We start from the raw sequence: 20,190 nt of genomic DNA, 5'->3' as shown, positions 1-20,190 counted from the left end.
GCATCTCCTTAAGCTTTTACTGCAGCAACAATTTTTTCTGCAGCATCGGCCAGGCCATTTGCAGAAATTAAGGTCAGGCCAGATTCATCCAGTAATTTGGCCCCCAGCTCAGCATTGTTTCCTTCCAGACGTACCACCACCGGCACGCTGACATTGACTTCCTGAACTGCTGCAATAATCGCCTCCGCAATCATGTCACAACGTACAATCCCACCAAAAATATTGATTAATACTCCCTGAACCGAATTGTCAGCCAGAATAATTTTAAATGCTTCAATCACGCGCTCTTTGGTTGCGCCGCCACCGACATCAAGGAAGTTGGCCGGTTGACCACCATACAGTTTGATGATGTCCATGGTCGCCATGGCAAGACCGGCACCATTGACCATACAGCCAATATTGCCTTCTAGCGCTACATAGTTCAGATCGAACTCAGAGGCTTTCAGTTCGCGCTCATTTTCCTGACTCTTGTCACGCAGCGCAGCCACTTCCGGCAAACGGTACAGCGCATTGGAATCAATACCAACTTTGGCATCGACGCATAAAATTTCGCCGTTTTCACGTACAGACAGCGGGTTAATTTCAAACAGGGCAAAATCATTTTCAATAAAAGCCTGATAGGCTGCAGTCATGATTTTGACAAACTGGTTGATTTGTCCATCTTTTAAGTTCAGGGCAAACGCAACTTCACGTGCCTGAAATGGTAATAAACCGACTAGAGGATCAACTTCAACTTTAATAATTTTTTCTGGGGTTTCTTCTGCGACTTTTTCAATTTCGACTCCACCTTCGGTTGAGGCCATAAAGGTCACGCGACGGCTAGAACGATCCACCACGGCACCCAAATATAATTCACGCTCTACCGGATAGACATCCTGGGCCACCAAAATACTGTTCACCGGCTGGCCATTGGCATCGGTCTGATAAGTGACCAGTCGAGTACCGATCAGCTGATTGGCATACTCTGCCGCTTCTTCAGCCGATTTCACCACTTTCACACCACCCGCTTTGCCGCGACCACCTGCATGCACCTGAGCTTTCATCACCGCAAATTTACCGCCGAGTTGCTCGAAAGCTTGCACGGCTTCTACAGCTGTAGTTGCCAAAATGCCTTCTTGCACTGGCATACCATATTTTTTTAATAGCGCTTTTGCTTGATACTCATGTAGATTCATTGACTAACCTTTAACTACTTCTTTTATTCAGTTATCACCACCAATATCAAACCGAAGTTTTAATATTGCTTTCCTTGTGTGGTGTTTTTCCTATGCTCTTTACTTTTAGATGATTATTCCCATAAATACAACCATTAAATGTAAAAAGAGCGGCCTAAGCCGCTCTTTTTAGTGTTATTTACGTTTACGCTGAATCGCGTGAATCGCACGCCCATCTACAGCTAAAGCGGCTTCATGCACCACTTCAGAGAATGTTGGATGACCGAAAGTCATCAATTGCAAGTCTTCCACAGAAGAAACAAACTCAAGCGCAATCATGCCTTGGTGTGCGATATCAGATGCATTAGGACCCACAACGTGCATACCTAAAAGACGGTCTGTTTTCGCATCAGCAACGAATTTCACAAAACCAGCCGTATCACCAGCTGCCAATGCACGACCATTCACCGCAAACGGGAATTGGCCTGCTTTCACTTCATGGCCTTTTTCTTTGGCTTGCTCTTCAGTTAAGCCCACCCAAGCTGCTTCTGGATGGGTATAGATTATGCTGATGATGGTGTCATAGTTCACTTGAGCAGCATGACCGTGGATACGCTCCACTGCCATTACACCCTCTTCCATTGCCTTATGTGCAAGCATTGGACCGCGTACCAAGTCACCAATCGCATAAACACCTTCAACAGAAGTTGCACACCAATCGTTTACTTCAACTAAGCCACGTTCAGTCAGTTTAATACCGCAATCATCTGCCAATAAACCTTCAGCATAAGCACGACGACCCACACACACGATCAGCTTGTCGAAAGTCTGTTCTTTCTCTTCGCCGCCTTGGGTGTATTTTACAGTTACTTCACGACCGTTGACTTCAGTGCCAGACACTTTCGCGCCTACACGGATATCCAGACCCTGTTTGGTCAGCAGTTTCTGGTAGTCTTTTGCCAGCGCTTTATCCGCCATTGGCAAGAAGGCATCCATTGCTTCAAATACAACAACTTCAGCACCTAGACGACGCCATACTGAACCAAGCTCCAGACCGATCACGCCGGCACCAATCACACCTAAACGCTTCGGTACTTCAGGGAACTCAAGCGCGCCAGTAGAGTCAACAATAATGTCTTGATCAACAGGAGCTACCGGAATGTTCACTGGTACAGAACCAGACGCAAGAATTACGTATTTTGGTTCTAGAACCTGAGTTTCACCTTCGTGAGGAACAAACTCAACTTTCTTACCCGCCAGTAATTTACCAGTACCTTTTAACCATTCGATACCATTGCCTTTCAGTAATTGAGCAACACCACCCGTCAATTGATCTACAACTTTGTCTTTATGTGCCAACAAAGTGTCTAGATCAAATTTAACTTCACCTGTGGTGATACCATGTTCAGCAAGTTCGTGAACGGTTGCTTCATAGCGTTGGGAAGAGTCAAGCAGTGCTTTAGATGGGATACAGCCCACATTTAGACAGGTACCACCCAAAGATGGCTTACCTTTGTGAATACGTTTTTCGATACACGCAACTTTAAAGCCAAGTTGAGCCGCACGAATTGCCGCTTCATAACCACCTGGGCCACCGCCAATAACAACAAGATCAAATTGTTGAGACATTTTTAACTCCAATCAATCTCTCTAAATCCCCCCTTTTGCTCAAGGGGGAACCTTTCCCCTCTTTTTTAGAGGGGTTAGGAGAGATTTTTAATTAATAAATTATAAGTCAAGGATAAGTTTAGCTGGCTCTTCTAACAATTCTTTGATTGTTACAAGGAAACCTACCGCTTCTTTACCATCGATTAAACGGTGGTCATAAGACAGCGCTAAATACATCATTGGCAAGATTTCAACCTGACCATTGACTGCCATAGGACGTTCCTGGATTTTGTGCATACCCAGAATAGCCGTTTGTGGCGTGTTTAGAATTGGCGTAGACAGCAGTGAACCGAAAGTACCACCGTTAGTAATGGTGAATGTACCGCCAGTCATGTCTTCAATCGCAAGTTTGCCTTCACGCGCTTTCGCAGCATAAGCACCAATGCCAGATTCAACTTCAGCGTAGTTCATACGGTCTGTATCACGTAATACAGGAACCACCAGACCACGGTCAGAAGATACAGCTACACCGATGTCATAGTAACCGTGATAAACGATATCGTCGCCATCAATTGATGCGTTTACTGCTGGGTAGCGTTTTAGCGCTTCAGTCGCTGCTTTTACGAAGAATGACATGAAGCCAAGACGCGCACCGTGGCGTTTTTCAAATGCGTCTTTATATTGCTTACGCATTTCCATGATTGGTTTCATGTTCACTTCGTTGAACGTCGTCAACATTGCAGTTTCTTGAGTCGCTGCAAGTAAACGTTCAGCTACACGCTTACGTAAACGCGTCATAGGAACACGTTTCTCGATACGCTCGCCTACTGCTGCAGTTAAAGGCGCAGCTGCTGGTTTCGCCTGGTGGTTGGCCACATCTTCTTTAGTGATGCGACCGCCACGGCCTGTACCTTGTACGTCAGCAGCGTTGATACCGGTTTCAGTCAATGCTTTACGCACTGCTGGTGCCTGGTCCGCAACAGGTTGAGCACGCTCAACTACAGGTGCTGCACCTGCTTCAGTTTTCGCAGCCGCCTGTTCAACTTTCTCTTCAGACTGAACTGCTTGAGTTTGCGCAGCGCCAGATGCAGCACCTTCTTCAAACTGTGCAATCACTTCATTTGAAAGTACAGTATCGCCTTCATTTTTAATGATTTGAGCAATCGTACCGTCTGCAGGAGCTACAACTTCCAGAACAACTTTGTCAGTTTCGATGTCACAGATCACTTCATCACGTGATACTGCTTCACCTGGTTGTTTGTGCCAAGTCGCGATTGTTCCATCTGCAACTGACTCTGGAAATACCGGTGCTTTAATTTCGGTTGCCATTACTTCGAATCTCCTGTTATTCAGCTACGATCGCAAGCGCGTCATTGATGAGCTGAGCTTGTTGTTTTGCATGCAAATATGGTGAACCACACGCTGGAGCGGCAGAAGCCTCACGACCAGCAAAGCTGATACGAACCTGTTTACCAGCTTTCATCACGTCATCATATAGACGCGGCGCGATGAACAACCAAGCACCTTGGTTCTTCGGTTCTTCCTGAGTCCAAACCAGTTCTTTCACGTTTGGATAGGCTTCAAGAATTTCCGCAATGCGTTGTTCTGGGTATGGATACAACTGTTCAATACGAACAATTGCCGTGTTGTTCAATTCTTTTTCACGACGTTTTTCAAGCAGGTCGTAATACACTTTACCACCACAAAGTACCAGACGGGTCACGTCGGCCTTGTTGATGTTGCTGTCGATTTCGTCAATCACAGTCTGGAAAGTACCAGTTGCCAGCTCATCAAGAGATGAAGTTGCCAGTTTGTGACGCAGCAATGATTTCGGTGACATCACAATCATTGGCTTACGGATTGGACGAATTGCCTGACGACGTAAAGCGTGGAAAATCTGTGCTGGTGTAGTCGGAGTAATCACTTGCATGTTATCTTCAGCACACAGCTGTAAGAAACGTTCTAAACGTGCAGATGAGTGTTCCGGACCCTGACCTTCAAAGCCGTGTGGCAGTAACATGGTTAAACCACATACACGTTCCCACTTGGTTTCACCAGAGGCGATGAACTGGTCAATCACCACTTGCGCACAGTTAGCGAAGTCACCAAATTGTGCTTCCCAAATGATCAGACCGTGTGGAATCGTGGTCGCATAACCATATTCAAATGCCAGTACCGCCATTTCAGACAATAGCGAGTCATATAAAGCAAAACGCGGCTGGTTTTCTTTCACATGGCACAGTGGAATATAAGTTTCGCCATCAACCTGGTTGTGCAGTTTGGCATGACGGTGCGAGAAGGTACCGCGACCTACGTCTTCACCAGTAATACGTACCAGGTAACCCTGATCTAGCAGTGTTGCATAGGCTAGAGTTTCAGCAGCACCCCAGTTCAGCGGCATTTCGCCGGTCTGCATTTTCAGACGTTCGTCAATCACTTTAGACACCTGACGCTGCATCACGAAACCTTCTGGAAGTTTACGCATGCCTTCACCAAGCTCTTTTAAGCGCTCAGCCGGGAAAGTGGTATCCCATACATCAGTGTATTCATGGCCCAGGTACGGCGTCCAGTCCACAAACATTTTCTTGTTCGGTTCAAGAACCAGTGCATTGGCAACGTGATTACCTGCTTCAAGATCGGCACGGTAGTCTTCAACCATTTGGTCTGCAGCAGCGCGATCTAATACGCCCTGTTGTACCAGCTGGTCTGCATACAAAGTACGTGTAGTGGCTTTCTTGTTGATGACCTGATACATCAGTGGCTGGGTTGCAGATGGCTCATCCGCTTCGTTGTGACCACGACGACGGTAACAGAACAGGTCAATCACTACGTCTTTACGGAAAGTATGACGGAAGTCGTGTGCCAATTGCGTTACGAAGATTACCGCTTCAGGATCATCACCATTCACGTGGAATACTGGCGCCTGAACCATTTTCGCGATGTCGGTACAGTATTCTGTAGAACGCGCATCACGTGGATCAGAGGTAGTGAAACCAACCTGGTTGTTAATTACGATGTGCACAGTACCACCCACGGTATAACCGCGTGTTTGTGACATCTGGAAAGTTTCCTGGTTCACGCCCTGACCTGCAAATGCAGCATCACCGTGTACGATTAATGGCAATACGTCATCGCCACCAATGTCTTTACGACGTACTTGACGGGCACGTACCGAACCTTCAACCACAGGTCCAACAATTTCAAGGTGCGACGGGTTAAACGCCAATGCCAAGTGAACTTCGCCACCTGGGGTCATTACGTTAGATGAGAAACCTTGGTGGTACTTAACGTCACCCGAACCTTTCTTGTGTAAAGATTTACCTTCAAACTCGCCAAACAGGTCAGCCGGGTTTTTACCCATGATGTTAACCAGCAAGTTCAGACGGCCACGGTGTGGCATACCAATCACGACTTCTTTACAACCAACCGCACCGGCCCGTTGAATTAGTTCGTTAACCATTGGAATGAAAGATTCACCACCTTCCACACCAAAGCGTTTTGCACCAACGTATTTATTACCTAAATATTTTTCCAGACCTTCAGCGGCAGTTAAACGCTCAAGGAAGTGTTTTTTCTGTTCTGCATTGAAGCCATACTGACCACGAGCACTTTCAAGGCGCTGTTGAATCCAGCGTTTCTCTTTGGTGTCAACAATGTGCATGTACTCTGCACCAATTGAACCGCAGTAAGTTGCTTCCATCGCTTCAACCATTTCGCCCAGCGTGGTATCTGTTTTACCAATCGCCAGGTTGCCTGTGTTGAATACGGTATCTAAATCAGATTTGGTTAAACCGTGCGCAGCAAGATCAAGATCTGGCACTTCTTCGCGTTTTGCCAAACCTAGCGGATCTAATTTTGCTTTTTGGTGACCACGATTACGATACGCTGCGATCAGTTGCAGGACGCCTATTTGACGACGTTCATGCTCAGAGCTTACCGCGCTTTGAGCCACAGACTGAATACGATTTGAGTTGCGACCCAATAAAAGGAATTGCTCACGTACATTGCTATGAGGTTGATCACCTTTTGGGAATTTATCGAAGTACACTCTCCAGTCTTCACCAACTGACTCTGGAGACGTTAAATACTGCTCATAAAGTTCTTCAATATACGCTGCACTATCAGCGGAAAGTTCAGTGTCAAGACGCAGAGCGTCAGCAACTTCTTGCATTTGTGGACCCATTTCCTATTGCAAAAACATTTTTCAGGATGCTTTTTAAGCAAAACCCATGATTGATAATGTCAAATTGGTAACATGACATTCGTCCCCATTCGACAACTGTCATGAGGCGTTATCACTACATTAGGACTACCCAATGTGAATAATGAATCATAACGCCCTGATTGGCATCATCACTCATTTTATACTCGGCCAAAACCGAGCAATTTTTTTGCAAATCGACTTAGAAAAATTAATTCGGCAAATTAGCTTTTCTAAATAGGTTTACTCTAATTTCTGGCTTTCTACATCTCTTTAAATGTTGAAAAAATGTACATAAATTCAACCTCAATTTTTAAATATAGAAGTTTATTAATCGTAACATGATCTCCAACTCTCAATTGATTTTTTTGACGTATACCTCCTATAAATTGGCGAAATACAAGAAACATATTTTGCTCTAACATATGGTGCTTTATTTAATAATTAGAAGCAATTAAGACCAAAGTCCAACGGCTTCTTTATTCCATAAAACAAAAGAGAGCACATCTTTCAATCTGCCCTCTTCAACTTGCATTATATAATAACATCTTGCACCACTTTTTGCAGTCTCATGCCCCATTTCTGGGCGTATTAAAACAAAATACCATCACTCTATTACACTTTTGTAGAGGATTGATTTAAAACTATTCACCTGCACTTTTCATACCCAGTTTGTATGCAGCAATGCATCTCATCAGACCAACCCCACTCAAGTGTTCAATAAAGCAGCATAAAAAAAGCACATCCGGAGATGTGCTTTTTTGAGTTCACCAAACTGGCGTTCAGATTAACCTGCAGTATCCAGAAGCATGTTACGGATGTGACCGATTGCTTTGGTTGGGTTCAGACCTTTCGGACAAACTGACACACAGTTCATGATGCCTTTACAACGGAACAGCGAGAACGGGTCGTCAAGACGCGCCAGACGCTCTTGAGTTGCAGTATCACGTGAATCGATGATGAAGCGGTAAGCATTCAACAGCGCTGAAGGACCCAGGAATTTGTCCGGGTTCCACCAGAATGATGGGCATGAAGTTGAACAGCATGCACATAAAATACATTCATACAGGCCATCTAGGTGCTCACGGTCTTCCTGAGACTGTAAACGCTCTTTTGGTGGCGCAGGCTGGTTGTTGATCAAGAATGGCTGAATCTTGTTGTACTGGTCGTAGAACTGATTCATATCAACAACTAGGTCTTTGATCACTGGCAGACCTGGTAATGGACGAATGGTGATTTCATTTGGTAAATCGTTCAGGTTCCAAAGACACGCCAAACCGTTTTTACCATTGATGTTTACACCATCAGAACCACAAATACCTTCGCGGCAAGAACGACGGAACGTTAAAGTTTCGTCTTGTACTTTCAACGCCAAAAGTGCGTCAAGCAACATACGATGCTTATCAGTCAATTCCAGCTTGAATGTTTGCATGTACGGTGCTTTATCCTTATCAGGATCATAGCGGTAGATATGAAATGTACGAGTACCTCTACTCATCTTGTTTCTCCTGATTAGAATGTACGTGGTTTAGGTGGAATAGCTGCAACAGAAAGCGGCTTGTAACGTACTGGTTTGTACTCAAGACGGTTGTCTGCAGAGAACCACAGAGTGTGCTTCATCCACTCATCATCACGACGACCATAAGAATAAGTCGGGTGATCTGGTGGTAATTCAAAGTCTACAACAGTGTGCGCACCACGACACTCTTTACGCGCAGCAGCAGAAATCAAGGTTGCTTTTGCGACTTCGTATAGGTTTTCAACTTCTAATGCTTCTACACGTGCAGTGTTGAAGACTTTAGATTTGTCTTTCAGGTGGATATTGCGAACACGTGGTTCAAGCGCAAGAATCTGTTTCACACCTTCTTCAAGCAATGCTGAAGTACGGAATACACCTGCGTGATCCTGAACGATGTTACGAATTGCATCCGCAACTTCTTGAGCGTTTTCACCTGAAGTTGATTCGTCAAGTTTACGAATACGGTTCAGCGTGTTTTCAAGTACAGTTGTAGGTAGTGGTTCGTACTCGCCATCGTGCTGTTTAGTTACATACTCAATGATATGTTGACCAGCCGCTTTACCAAATACCACCAGGTCAAGCAGTGAGTTAGTACCCAAACGGTTTGCACCGTGTACAGATACACATGAACATTCACCAATTGCATAGAAACCTTTTACAGGTTTCGCAAAGTCACGACCTTCCGCATTTGTAGAATATGTGTCAGTGTCTTTGTCGTAGTTGGCAACCAGTGGAGTCGTTTCACGAGATTCTGGAACAACAACCTGACCATGAATGTTGGTCGGAATACCACCCATTTGGTAATGGATTGTTGGTACAACCGGAATTGGCTCTTTAGTACAGTCAACGTTCGCGAATTTCTTGCCAATCTCGAATACAGATGGCAGACGTTTCATGATCGTGTCAGCACCCAGGTGCGTCATATCCAGCAAGATGTAGTCTTTGTTCGGACCACAACCACGGCCTTCTTTAATTTCCTGGTCCATAGAGCGTGATACGAAGTCACGTGGCGCCAAGTCTTTTAAAGTTGGAGCATAACGTTCCATGAACGGTTCGCCAGAATCGTTACGAAGGATACCACCCTCACCACGACAGCCTTCCGTTAACAATACGCCTGCGCCCGCAACACCTGTTGGGTGGAATTGCCAGAATTCCATATCCTGTAATGGAATACCTGCACGAGCAGCCATACCAAGACCGTCACCCGTGTTGATATACGCGTTAGTAGAGGCACGGTAAACACGACCTGCACCACCAGTAGCGAATAGCGTCGCTTTAGCTTGGAATACCGCAATTTTACCTGTTTCCTGGTCAATTGCAGTTACACCGAGTACGTCGCCTGCTTCGTTACGGATTAAGTCAAGTGCAATCCATTCAACGAAAAATTGAGTCCCCATTTTCACGTTGCTTTGATAAAGCGTGTGAAGCAGCGCGTGGCCTGTACGGTCAGCAGCAGCACATGCACGTGGCACAGCTTTTTCACCGTAGTTTGCAGAGTGACCACCGAATGGACGCTGGTAAATTGTACCGTCTGCGTTACGGTCAAATGGCATACCCAAGTGTTCTAATTCATAAACCACTTGTGGCGCTTCACGCGTCATGAATTCGATCGCGTCTTGGTCGCCTAACCAGTCAGAACCTTTAACTGTGTCATAGAAGTGGTAGTGCCAGTTATCTTCTTGCATGTTACCAAGAGATGCACCAATACCACCTTGCGCCGCAACCGTGTGCGAACGTGTTGGGAATACTTTGGTCAGTACTGCAACTTTCAAACCCGCTTGAGCAAGTTGGTAAGATGCACGCATACCTGAACCACCACCACCAACGATGACTGCGTCAAAAAATTGGTGTGGAATATTTGAATAATCTTCTTTAGGGTTAATCGCGCCCATGATATCTTCCTATCAATTCGCCCAGAAAATCTGGATTGCCCAGATTGCGTATGCAAAAACAGCAATAATCACTGCTGAAGTCAGCACTAGGCGTAAACCTGAAGCTGAAGGACCCATCTGACGAGTAGTCACGTAATCTGTGAATACCTGCCACATACCAATCCATGCGTGTGCAACAAGAGATAAGACTGCCAATAAAGATAAAATCTTCATTGGTAATGTCATCATAAAGCCGTACCACTGTTCAAAGTTAAATCCGCCATTCAGCAGAATCCAACCAAATACCACAACGGTATAAACAGCAAGAACAACAGCACTTACGCGTTGGATAAACCAGTCGCGAGAACCTGAACCCGTTAAACCTGTAGCACTTTTCATTAGAGAACAATCCATACAAAGGCTGCGAGAATACCAATCGCAGACAAGACTAATGCGATAGTAGCTGCAACACGACCACTTTGCAGTTCCTCTGCAACACCAAGGTCAGCAAGTAAATGCTTGACACCAGCGATGAAGTGATAGATTAATCCGGCTACAAATACCCATACGATAAAGCGGACAAAGAAACCGTTAAAGATTTCCTGTACTTCTGCAAAACCTTCTGGCGAAGACAAAGACTTGTCTAATAACCAAAGAAGTACCGGTACGAGTAAAAATACGATGACACCTGAAAGACGGTGTAAAATTGATGCAATAGCCACAGGTGATTTTAAGTTTACTGATAAAACTTGACCCATGGACAAATTGACAGGTCTGTTGCTTTTCACAGCGGGCATCCTGTAAGTAAAAACTCCATCCGGAGTTTGTTGGAATTAATTCGAAGGAAAGCTGGCATTGCTAGGCATTCGAATGCCTATATTCAAAACGACACTGAATTATAAAACGTCAACTATTAAAATACAAACAACCGCACTGGGCTTTTTGAACAAAAAATCCTTAAATAAGAATCATTAACAAATAGGTAATTTATGAAACACATCAACCGGATACATCTTTAAGGCATCATCTCACTGTTTTTTATTAATTTATTTTATATTTCTGCTATTGGTTTTAGCTATAATTGCAATTTTCACCGGACTGAAATATTTAGACTAAAGCAGCACAGTAAATGTCTAGACACTATATTGTTGAATCTTTTCACTTTATCTTTGGGTGCCTGAATATTTTTTCCTTGAATATTTGCTATCAGGCAAACAACATGAAATATTTTCAGCGCCCTGCCCGTGCTTCCCGCTTCAGGCCGGCATTTGGATTTTGAGTCTTGCAAAAGCTGACAGATTGCTCTGACTTTACTTGCAATTTCAGCGCATCAGAACAAGTTAACTGGCTGAATGGCTGATTTAATCAGCTATTTTTTAACCAGTTAAACCTAAAAAAATGACAGACTTAGCGCTTTTATTTATGAATAACAATGCAGCAGCAGAACCAGCAAAGCCCAGCTAAGTTATGAAAAACAGATACATTTCGGAAAGCTTAAAATTCCAGCAGCCTGGCTTTTCAAGAGCTTTTAACGCTAAAAAATTGCTTACAATTAAAGCATTCCTATTATTTTTTTCTGCACCTGTCCGGGAATTTGACTTATTATAGCGCGTCGGTGCTGTGATTTTACTCAGTTTTTCATACGAATATTTTTTGACTAAGCTGCTGTGTCAGCGTCACTTTTTATCCATAAGTATAATTGACAAAATTTCAGTACACACTAATCTTATAGCAAATTTTCGATCCGTCTGATTCGCGCATTAAAAGATTGATACTACGAGTCAGATCAACATTCACCAGGACAGGAGATCTATTGAATGTCTGAAGCAACTGGCAAGAAAGCCGTTTTACAGCTTGATGGCAAAGAAATTGAATTACCAATTTACAGCGGCACATTGGGCCCAGATGTAATTGACGTTAAGGATGTGTTGGCTGCAGGTCACTTTACTTTTGATCCTGGTTTTATGGCGACAGCTTCTTGTGAATCTAAGATCACATTCATTGACGGTAACAAAGGTGTTCTGTTACACCGCGGTTACCCGATTGATCAATTGGCGACTAAAGCTGATTACCTGGAAACTTGCTACCTGTTATTAAACGGCGAGCTTCCAACAGCTGAGCAAAAAGAAGAGTTTGACGCGAAAGTTCGTAACCACACCATGGTTCACGACCAAGTTAGCCGCTTCTATAACGGTTTCCGTCGTGATGCGCATCCTATGGCGATCATGGTTGGTGTTGTGGGTGCATTATCTGCGTTCTATCACAACAACCTGGACATCGAAGATGTTAACCACCGTGAAATCACTGCGATCCGTTTAATCGCGAAGATTCCTACTTTAGCAGCTTGGAGCTACAAGTACACTGTTGGTCAACCATTCGTTTACCCACGTAACGATTTAAGCTACGCTGAAAACTTCCTGTACATGATGTTTGCTACACCTGCAGACCGTGACTACAAAGTGAACCCGATTCTTGCCAAAGCAATGGACCGTATCTTCACTCTTCACGCTGACCACGAGCAAAACGCGTCTACGTCTACAGTACGTTTAGCGGGTTCTACCGGTGCTAACCCTTATGCTTGTATCGCTGCGGGTATCTCTGCACTTTGGGGTCCTGCGCACGGTGGTGCGAACGAAGCAGTTCTTAAGATGCTGGATGAAATCGGCACTGTAGAAAACGTTGCTGGCTTCATGGAAAAAGTGAAGACTAAAGAAGTTAAACTGATGGGCTTCGGTCACCGTGTTTACAAAAACTTCGACCCACGCGCGAAAGTAATGAAAGAGACTTGCGACGAAGTTCTTGGTGCATTAGGTATCAACGATCCACAATTAGCGTTAGCAATGGAACTTGAGCGTATCGCGCTTTCTGACGAATACTTCATCAAGCGTAACCTGTATCCAAACGTAGACTTCTACTCTGGTATCATCCTGAAAGCGATTGGTATCCCGACAGAAATGTTTACTGTGATCTTCGCGCTTGCACGTACAGTTGGTTGGATCAGCCACTGGTTAGAAATGCACAGCGGTCCTTACAAGATCGGTCGTCCTCGTCAGCTTTACACTGGCGAAGTTCAACGCGACATCAACCGTTAATCCGGTTCGCGTTCAACGACGAAAAAACCACCCGTTTGGGTGGTTTTTTTATGGACATTCAAACTAAATGCGCGTTTCGACCAGACCGAGGCAACGCCAATATTCAGCGCAAAAGTACGTTAAGCTACCTGATAATGCTCCAGATCTAGGCGCTGTAAACGTCGCTTTAACTCGGCCAGTGACCACGGCCAGGCGGCAAAGTTGCGACCATTCTGGTCCAGATAATAACTTTGACAGCCGCCACGGTTAAACACAGTTTTCTGCACATGAGTCTGTACTTTGGCATTGTGGTATTTCAGCACATCCGGCTTGATTTCAATGCGCTTTAAGCCCTTGGCTTTCATTTGCAATAAACCACTGACAATATAGTCCAGTTGCGCTTCGGCAATGCCAATAAAGGAATCATAGGCCAGAATATTCGGCCCGAGCACCAAAAAGGCATTGGGTAAATGCTGGATACTGGTGCCCAAAAAGGCTTCGGGTGAACTGCTCTGCCACAGCTCGGAAAGTCGTTGGCCTTGGGCATTCTGCACACGGCGACCAATCGGTGGATGTGACACCTCAAAGCCCGTTCCCCAGATAATCACATCGACCTCATGCCGGTCACCATTGGCGGAAATCACCGTATTGCCTTCAATTTCCACCAAGCCATGCGGAATTAAAGTGCTATTCGGGGCCTGCAAGGCCGGATAATAATCATTGGCAAACAGTAAACGCTTACAGCCGACCGAAAAATTGGGGGGTAACCGCCTGACGTAAAGCCGGATCTTTGACCTGTAATTTTAACAGCTGCCGGCTGAGTACATTCACGGGCTCCAACAAAGGTGGATGACGCAGGCCAAAATTAATCAGATTCAAAGATTGCGATACCGCACCGCGCCAACGCTGCTGGATGACCGGAAACTTGGCCAGTGTACTTTTCATCATCTGATTCAGAGGCAGATCAGGCTTTGGCAAGACCCACGGCGCTGTACGCTGGAAAATATATAACTCTTTGGCCAGAGGCTGAATTTTCGGAATAAACTGAATGGCCGAGGCGCCGGTGCCAATGACCGCAATGCGTTTACCACGCAGGTCATAGGCATGGTTCCAGCGTGCCGAATGGAACATTTCGCCCTTAAAACTGTCGATGCCTTTAATTTTCGGCAGTTGCGGCTCGGTAATCGGGCCGGTAGAGAAAATCACGGTTCTGGCCCGGTATCGCCCTTTGCTGGTGTTGAGCCCCCACATCTGTTCAGTCTCATTCCAGCGTGCATCTTGCAGTTCATTATGAAATTCAATCTTGGCATATAGCTGAAAACGGGTCGCCACATCTTCCAGATAACGCAGGATTTCCGGCTGCTTGGCAAATAAATGACTCCAGCCATGACTTGGCGCAAAGGAAAAAGAATATAAGGCCGAGGGCACATCACAACCACAACCCGGATAGGTATTGTCCCGCCAGGTGCCTCCTACCCGACCGGCTTTTTCCAGCACCAGATAATCCTGATAGCCAGCCTGATTCAGTTTATAGGCCGCTGCCAGACCGGAAATACCCGCCCCAATAATAATGGTGTCATAGACCCGGCCTGGCATAGTAGTTGATCTACCGCGCTGCTCAGTTGTTTGAGAATTTGGCTGATTGGCCCCTGCCCTTGCTGATGCTGCACTGGCACTTTTGGCTTTTCGACTAGGCTTTTTGAGCACAAGATCGGCCGGCTCAGCGACCGTTTGCAACGTGACTTGATCATCTTGTTTCATTTTTTTCTACTCAGGATTTTTGTACATATTTATTGAATAATGGATAACCCACACCCAGCAGCTTGGTATATAAACGCGGCGCGGCACGCTTGAACCACCAGAACAGTTTGGCATCTGGCTGTGGAATGGTATACAGCTCGCCCCGGTCTAAATTGTTTAAGGTCTGCGCTACCACCTGCTCACAGCTGACAAAGGCATAATGGGTCAGCAAATGATCTGCCAGTCCCGAATAATGCGCAGGCAAACGGCCATTTTTCATGATATTGGTCGGCACCAGCGTTGGGCATAACACATTGATGCGAATATTGGCGCCACGTAACTCGGCAGACAGGGTTTCAGACAAGGCCAGTACGCTGGACTTGCTGACGTTATAGGCGGTCATTTCCGGCGCTGCGGTATAACCAGCAGCCGAAGCGACATTAATAATCGCACCACCACCCTGCTGTTTCAGTTTCGGTACGAAATAATGACAACCATGGATCACGCCCCATAAGTTGACCTGCATACACCATTGCCAGTCGGCCAGGCTGACTTCATCAAACTTGCCACCCAGCCCCACACCGGCATTATTGATCAGCAAAGTCACCGGATGGCCCAACAGCTGTTCAGACTGTTCAGCCAGTTGCTGCACCTGCTCGGCCACACCCACATCACATTGCAACGCAAAGGCCGCAGTCGCAAACTGGTGTTCAATCTGCTTGGCGGTTGCTTGAGCCGCCGCCAGATTGATATCGGCACAGATCACGCTGCCACCAAGCCTGGCCAGTTCCAGCGCAAAACTGCGTCCAATCCCACTGCCTGCACCGGTCACCACCGCATAGGCCTGCTGGCTCAGTCGCACTTTTTTTGCAAATAATCCCATCATCCTTCTTCATCCTTACACTTTGAGCGCCGGGGTAAATTCCTTGACGAAATACGGCGTTAACACCCCGCTTTCCGGATGCAGCAAACGTTCCTTGTAATAGGCTAAAAAGGCCGAAGTATCATGGTCATTCGGATGAAAACCGGGACGCAGATAATCCAGAATATGCGCCCAGCTACTGCCATACACGCCATCTTGCAGACCAAAAATCAGCTTGATGCTACGCGGCAGGTCTTTCCAGTAACTCAGGCTAAACAAATTAGACGGTTTGCGATAAAACGGCACCAGCAGCGAGGCAATGGAAATCAGCACCAGGATGGTGATGAGCGCCGGGAAGAAACCGGCAATGCGCAAGCCATAACTGTTGGATAAAGACTGGAACACATCATAGGCAATGTCTTTGTGTTCCGATTCTTCCAGCATGTGCCACATCCAGATGGCACGCTGCTTTTCATCATGCGACTGGAAGAAAATTTCCTCATGATTCATCATGTACTCGGCCAGCACCGCGGTGAAATGTTCAATGCCAGCCATCAGCGACAGTTTCATCGGCTGTGGCAAACGGTTAAAGCCGTGATCAAAGACAAATCTGGCCCAGGAACGGAACAGCTCAACCGGCAGATCGGCATCCCGAAAGGCATCATTCAGCTCTTCATGCAATCTGGAATGTAGCGCCTCCTGGCCAATTAGGGAGGTGACCCGCTGTTTTAGCACGGGATCATTTAACAGCTCACGATGATAACGCGCGGTGTCAATCACCAGATCTTCGCCATAGGTCAGGAAAATCGACAGCGAGGCAAAATAGGCACTGGCCAGTTCGGCATTCAAGTAAAATTTGGGATCTATTTCTTCGGCCTTAAAGTCGAATTTCATATGCCGGATTGGGAGGGCAGCCGACTGTTTCTCGGCATCAAAAGGTGTCGCGCTGAAAAAATGGCGAACAGGCTGAGGTAAAAACTGAGCAATCTGCATGGCTATTCTCTTTGTTTTGTCCATTTGAGCCAGGTCAAGACACCGTGGTCATCGACCTGAATGAGACCAAAACTAAGCCAGCCCTGCATTGAAACCAGTTGCCAAAATCGTCATAAAATTGGCAAATCGTGACTTTAAAAATATTGTCTGACAATTTGCTCACACTTTTTTCCGCAGAGCTCATTTCCTTGTCAATTGGGGTCAGCGCCTATTTGGACACTCTGTCACTGCGGTTACTGGGCAGATAACGCACTTTGCGTTCTTTGGACTGATAAATCCACTGATGATCGAACAGGCCCTGATTCAGATGTTCAAAACGGAAGTTACCAATCGCTACCGCATAAAAACCGGTGCCCTGCTGTTTCTGCTGCTCGACTTGGGCCATCAGTTCTGTCGGTAACTGCCCCATGATGAAATCGGACACCACCAGCACATCGGCATTGTGAAAATTTGGCTGGGCCAGCATCGACAGGGCATGTTCGATGGCGGGAATAACATCGGTGCCGCCATGAAAAGACTGGCTAAGAAAGTGAATCAGATCATCCAGCGAATAGCCTTCGAGTAAATTCAGGCTGGTCAGCTGGGTCGAGAAGTTAATCAGATACATCGGACGTTTGGCTTTCATGGCCTGAATCGCCAGATACAAACTCATGGCTTTGGCAATCAGCTCCGGCTGGCCGTGCATGGAACCGCTGGTGTCCAGACACAAAATCATCGGGCCTTTTTGCCCCAGACGCTTATGCCGTGCTGTTTGATCCTGAATTACCCGACTGCTGTGCTGACCTTGCAGGTTAAAGCTCATCAGGTTGGATTCCAGATATTTCAGGTCAAATAAAAGCGCCAGATCGGGATCGGCCAGTAAGGCCAGCTCGCTCGGCAGCGCCAGATTCAAATCCTGCGCCAGCTGAATACCGGTAATTTCTTCATGCCAGTGCTGCTCCAGCAATTCCAGCTCCTGCTCTGGCCGATGCTGCTGCACGGCCTGGCGCGGATAATGTGCAGGCTGGGCAGAACCGATTTTCTGGCACAAGGCTTGCAGCTCACGATCCTCCTGCAAATAGCTGGCCCATTGCTCAAACTGCTGGATATCCTGTGGTTGTAACTGGCCTCTGGAATAGTCAATAAAAATACCGGTTTCGATGCCGGTGGCATCTTTGTATTTGGCCAGTCGCTGCATCTGGCTGAGAAAATCACGAATCTCATCCAGAAAAGCATCCCGCTGCAAGGCCAGCTGCTCAAATTCCCAATGAGCAATGGCTTCGGTCAGTTTACGTTGCCATTTTTCTGTTAATAACTGTGCCTGTAGCTCGCGCTGTCCGGCAGAGAAAGTAGCGCTTTGAGTCCAAAACGGGCTTAAATCAGGCAGCCCCAGCTGAGCCTGAAAATCCTGATATTGCACCTGCATCTGCTGAAACTCGGCGCTATTGATGGAGGGCTGCGCCAGCCAGTGTTCCAGTTGTTGCTGCACTTCCCTATAAGGATGCTGCTGATCGAGACTGGATTTGGCCTGATAGGCCCAGGCCCGGACTTTATCATCCAGATGCTGACTGACTTTCTGATCATCCAGCCAGTGTTTTAAGGAGGAATCGGCCAGCTCCTGATACAGCTGTCCGGTCAACTGCTCTAACGCTGTATGCTGACGCTGATGCTGCTGCAGGTCTAGCCTTGACATAGCTGTTCCAGCCGCGCGCAGTCTTGCAGTTGCAGCTGATAGCGCTGTAACTGCTGCTGCACATGCTGTTGTAACTGGGCACTGTCGGCGGCGGCAACAAAGACTGAAGCAAAATGTGCTGACTGGGCATTAAAACGCTGCTGTAACAGGGCTAAATCTTTGCTCAGTGCATTTTGTAGCTGGGCAAGCTCTCCCCGCAACTGCTGCACCAACTTTTCATCAATGACACGGCGTGCGCTGCCTTTCGGGTATTTAATATACGGTGTGACCACTTCTTCCAGCCCATAATAGCCGCCTTTTAAGGTACAGAGCCGGCCGCCATTAAAGTTACACACGATGCCGCGAATTTCCTCACCGGAAGCATCCACAGCAAAGAAATCCTGTTTGCTGTCCATTTTATTTAATAACAGATACAGCACTTTATCCTGATAATGATGATCCAGGTGAGTCACTGCTCTTAAGTACTCCTTGTCCTGAATCAGATAGCTTTCATAGACATCATCGGTATAGTAAAAAGCGTTCAGCATCTGCTGTTCCAGCTCGTCTTTGCGCTGAATTAGTGACTCCAATTGCAAATCGGCATGCAAGCCAATCTCCAGAATGGCCTGATCAATCAGCTTGTGCATCTCCCGAATATCTTCCAGCTGATTCCACAGGCAGGATTTCAGAAGATACAGATCACTGACCAAGACCTGCGGCCGGCCATTTAAAAATGCCGCAGCTTTGAGCAGATAGGCTACACGTTGCCAGCGCCGGTCCGAAATATAGACCGACAAGCCATCGACATGCTGCTGTAAATACTGGCGAATCAGATCAATCACCTGTAATACCAAAGCTGGCAGCTCAATTTCATGAATCTGTTCGCGCCATTCGGCCAGCTCGGCCTGGGTAATTTTAAGTGATTCATCAAGCTGTAAATGAGCACTGCCCGGTTTGGCTTGTAGCAGCTGATGAAAATTGCCGGCCTGCTGAATGGGTTCGACCACCAGACGCAAAATAAAACGGTCATACAGCGCATCCAGTCCCTGATTCGGTTCAGGAATTTCATTGGATGCACCAATCAGCACACTTAAGGGCACCTGCTGCAGCTGCTCGCCATTTTTAAAGACTTTTTCATTCACCAAAGTCAGCAAGGTATTTAAAATGGCCGGGCTGGCCTTCCAGATTTCATCCAGAAAAGCAAAATCGGCACAGGGCAGATAATGCTCGGTTTTACGGATATAGTGATCTTCTTTTAAGGCTTTAATTGACACTGGGCCAAAAATTTCTTCCGGGGTACTAAAGCGGTTCATCAAATATTCAAAATAGGCATCGACCTCAAAAGCGGCTGCAACCCGTCTGGAAATCAGGCTTTTGGCCGTGCCCGGCAAGCCGTATAAAAAGGTATGACTGCCAGCCACAGCAGCCAGCAAGGTTTGTGCGATCACCTGTTCACGTTCATACATCTGCTGGGACATTTGCGAAATAAGTGTATGAATACGTGCTTTCATCGAATACCT

Annotated in this window: 13 protein-coding genes and 1 pseudogene; 1 reads left to right on the top strand and 13 read right to left on the bottom strand. The window is 46.4% G+C overall.

Features of this window, described 5'->3' with window-relative positions; translation table 11 throughout:
* Positions 1 to 8: 8 nt before the first annotated feature.
* From sucC to sdhC, 8 genes are all read right to left on the bottom strand, one after another.
* Positions 9 to 1,175: an ADP-forming succinate--CoA ligase subunit beta gene (gene sucC, locus P253_RS01060; RefSeq protein WP_016659922.1), complete on the bottom strand. Its 1,167-nt coding sequence runs from the start codon at positions 1,173 to 1,175 to the stop codon at positions 9 to 11.
* 174 nt (positions 1,176 to 1,349) lie between these two features.
* Positions 1,350 to 2,783, bottom strand: a complete 1,434-nt coding sequence (lpdA, locus tag P253_RS01055; RefSeq protein WP_016659921.1) for a dihydrolipoyl dehydrogenase — start codon at positions 2,781 to 2,783, stop codon at positions 1,350 to 1,352.
* Positions 2,784 to 2,882: 99 nt separating this feature from the next.
* A complete protein-coding gene (gene odhB / locus P253_RS01050; RefSeq protein WP_005176259.1) occupies positions 2,883 to 4,091 on the bottom strand; it encodes a 2-oxoglutarate dehydrogenase complex dihydrolipoyllysine-residue succinyltransferase in 1,209 nt (402 codons plus the stop codon).
* Between the two features lie 16 nt (positions 4,092 to 4,107).
* The gene (locus tag P253_RS01045; protein WP_016659920.1) at positions 4,108 to 6,933 is read right to left on the bottom strand and encodes a 2-oxoglutarate dehydrogenase E1 component; all 2,826 of its coding nucleotides are present in this window, start codon (positions 6,931 to 6,933) and stop codon (positions 4,108 to 4,110) included.
* A gap of 817 nt (positions 6,934 to 7,750) precedes the next feature.
* Positions 7,751 to 8,461, bottom strand: coding sequence for a succinate dehydrogenase iron-sulfur subunit (locus P253_RS01040; RefSeq protein ID WP_005176256.1), 711 nt, complete (start codon positions 8,459 to 8,461; stop codon positions 7,751 to 7,753).
* A gap of 14 nt (positions 8,462 to 8,475) precedes the next feature.
* A complete protein-coding gene (locus P253_RS01035; protein WP_005176254.1) occupies positions 8,476 to 10,374 on the bottom strand; it encodes an FAD-binding protein in 1,899 nt (632 codons plus the stop codon).
* Between the two features lie 12 nt (positions 10,375 to 10,386).
* On the bottom strand, positions 10,387 to 10,752 hold the full coding sequence (gene sdhD / locus P253_RS01030; RefSeq protein ID WP_005176252.1) for a succinate dehydrogenase, hydrophobic membrane anchor protein: 366 nt from the start codon (positions 10,750 to 10,752) through the stop codon (positions 10,387 to 10,389).
* Positions 10,752 to 11,150, bottom strand: a complete 399-nt coding sequence (sdhC, locus tag P253_RS01025; protein ID WP_005176242.1) for a succinate dehydrogenase, cytochrome b556 subunit — start codon at positions 11,148 to 11,150, stop codon at positions 10,752 to 10,754. The genes sdhD and sdhC overlap by 1 nt, the downstream gene beginning before the upstream one ends.
* Positions 11,151 to 12,170: 1,020 nt before the next feature.
* Here sdhC and gltA point away from each other — a divergent pair.
* Positions 12,171 to 13,445 (top strand): citrate synthase, encoded by a 1,275-nt coding sequence (gene gltA, locus P253_RS01020; RefSeq protein ID WP_005176240.1) that lies wholly within the window; start codon positions 12,171 to 12,173, stop codon positions 13,443 to 13,445.
* Positions 13,446 to 13,564: 119 nt separating this feature from the next.
* Here the strand turns inward: gltA and P253_RS01015 are convergent.
* The 5 genes and pseudogenes from P253_RS01015 to P253_RS00995 form a co-directional block, all read right to left on the bottom strand.
* Positions 13,565 to 15,020 (bottom strand): annotated as a pseudogene (locus tag P253_RS01015) (flavin-containing monooxygenase).
* A 175-nt stretch (positions 15,021 to 15,195) separates the two neighbouring features.
* The gene (locus tag P253_RS01010; protein WP_035363054.1) at positions 15,196 to 16,047 is read right to left on the bottom strand and encodes an SDR family NAD(P)-dependent oxidoreductase; all 852 of its coding nucleotides are present in this window, start codon (positions 16,045 to 16,047) and stop codon (positions 15,196 to 15,198) included.
* 15 nt (positions 16,048 to 16,062) lie between these two features.
* Positions 16,063 to 17,019: a metal-dependent hydrolase gene (locus P253_RS01005; protein ID WP_016659915.1), complete on the bottom strand. Its 957-nt coding sequence runs from the start codon at positions 17,017 to 17,019 to the stop codon at positions 16,063 to 16,065.
* A 208-nt stretch (positions 17,020 to 17,227) separates the two neighbouring features.
* Positions 17,228 to 18,691 (bottom strand): VWA domain-containing protein, encoded by a 1,464-nt coding sequence (locus tag P253_RS01000; protein ID WP_005176227.1) that lies wholly within the window; start codon positions 18,689 to 18,691, stop codon positions 17,228 to 17,230.
* Positions 18,679 to 20,181, bottom strand: coding sequence for an AAA family ATPase (locus tag P253_RS00995; protein WP_005176226.1), 1,503 nt, complete (start codon positions 20,179 to 20,181; stop codon positions 18,679 to 18,681). The genes P253_RS01000 and P253_RS00995 overlap by 13 nt, the downstream gene beginning before the upstream one ends.
* Positions 20,182 to 20,190 lie beyond the last annotated feature (9 nt).

It is taken from the genome of Acinetobacter indicus CIP 110367 (assembly GCF_000488255.1).
Lineage (GTDB): Bacteria > Pseudomonadota > Gammaproteobacteria > Pseudomonadales > Moraxellaceae > Acinetobacter > Acinetobacter indicus.
The sequence above is the reverse complement of the archived record's forward strand: the minus strand, read 5'-3'. Positions and strand labels throughout refer to the sequence as shown.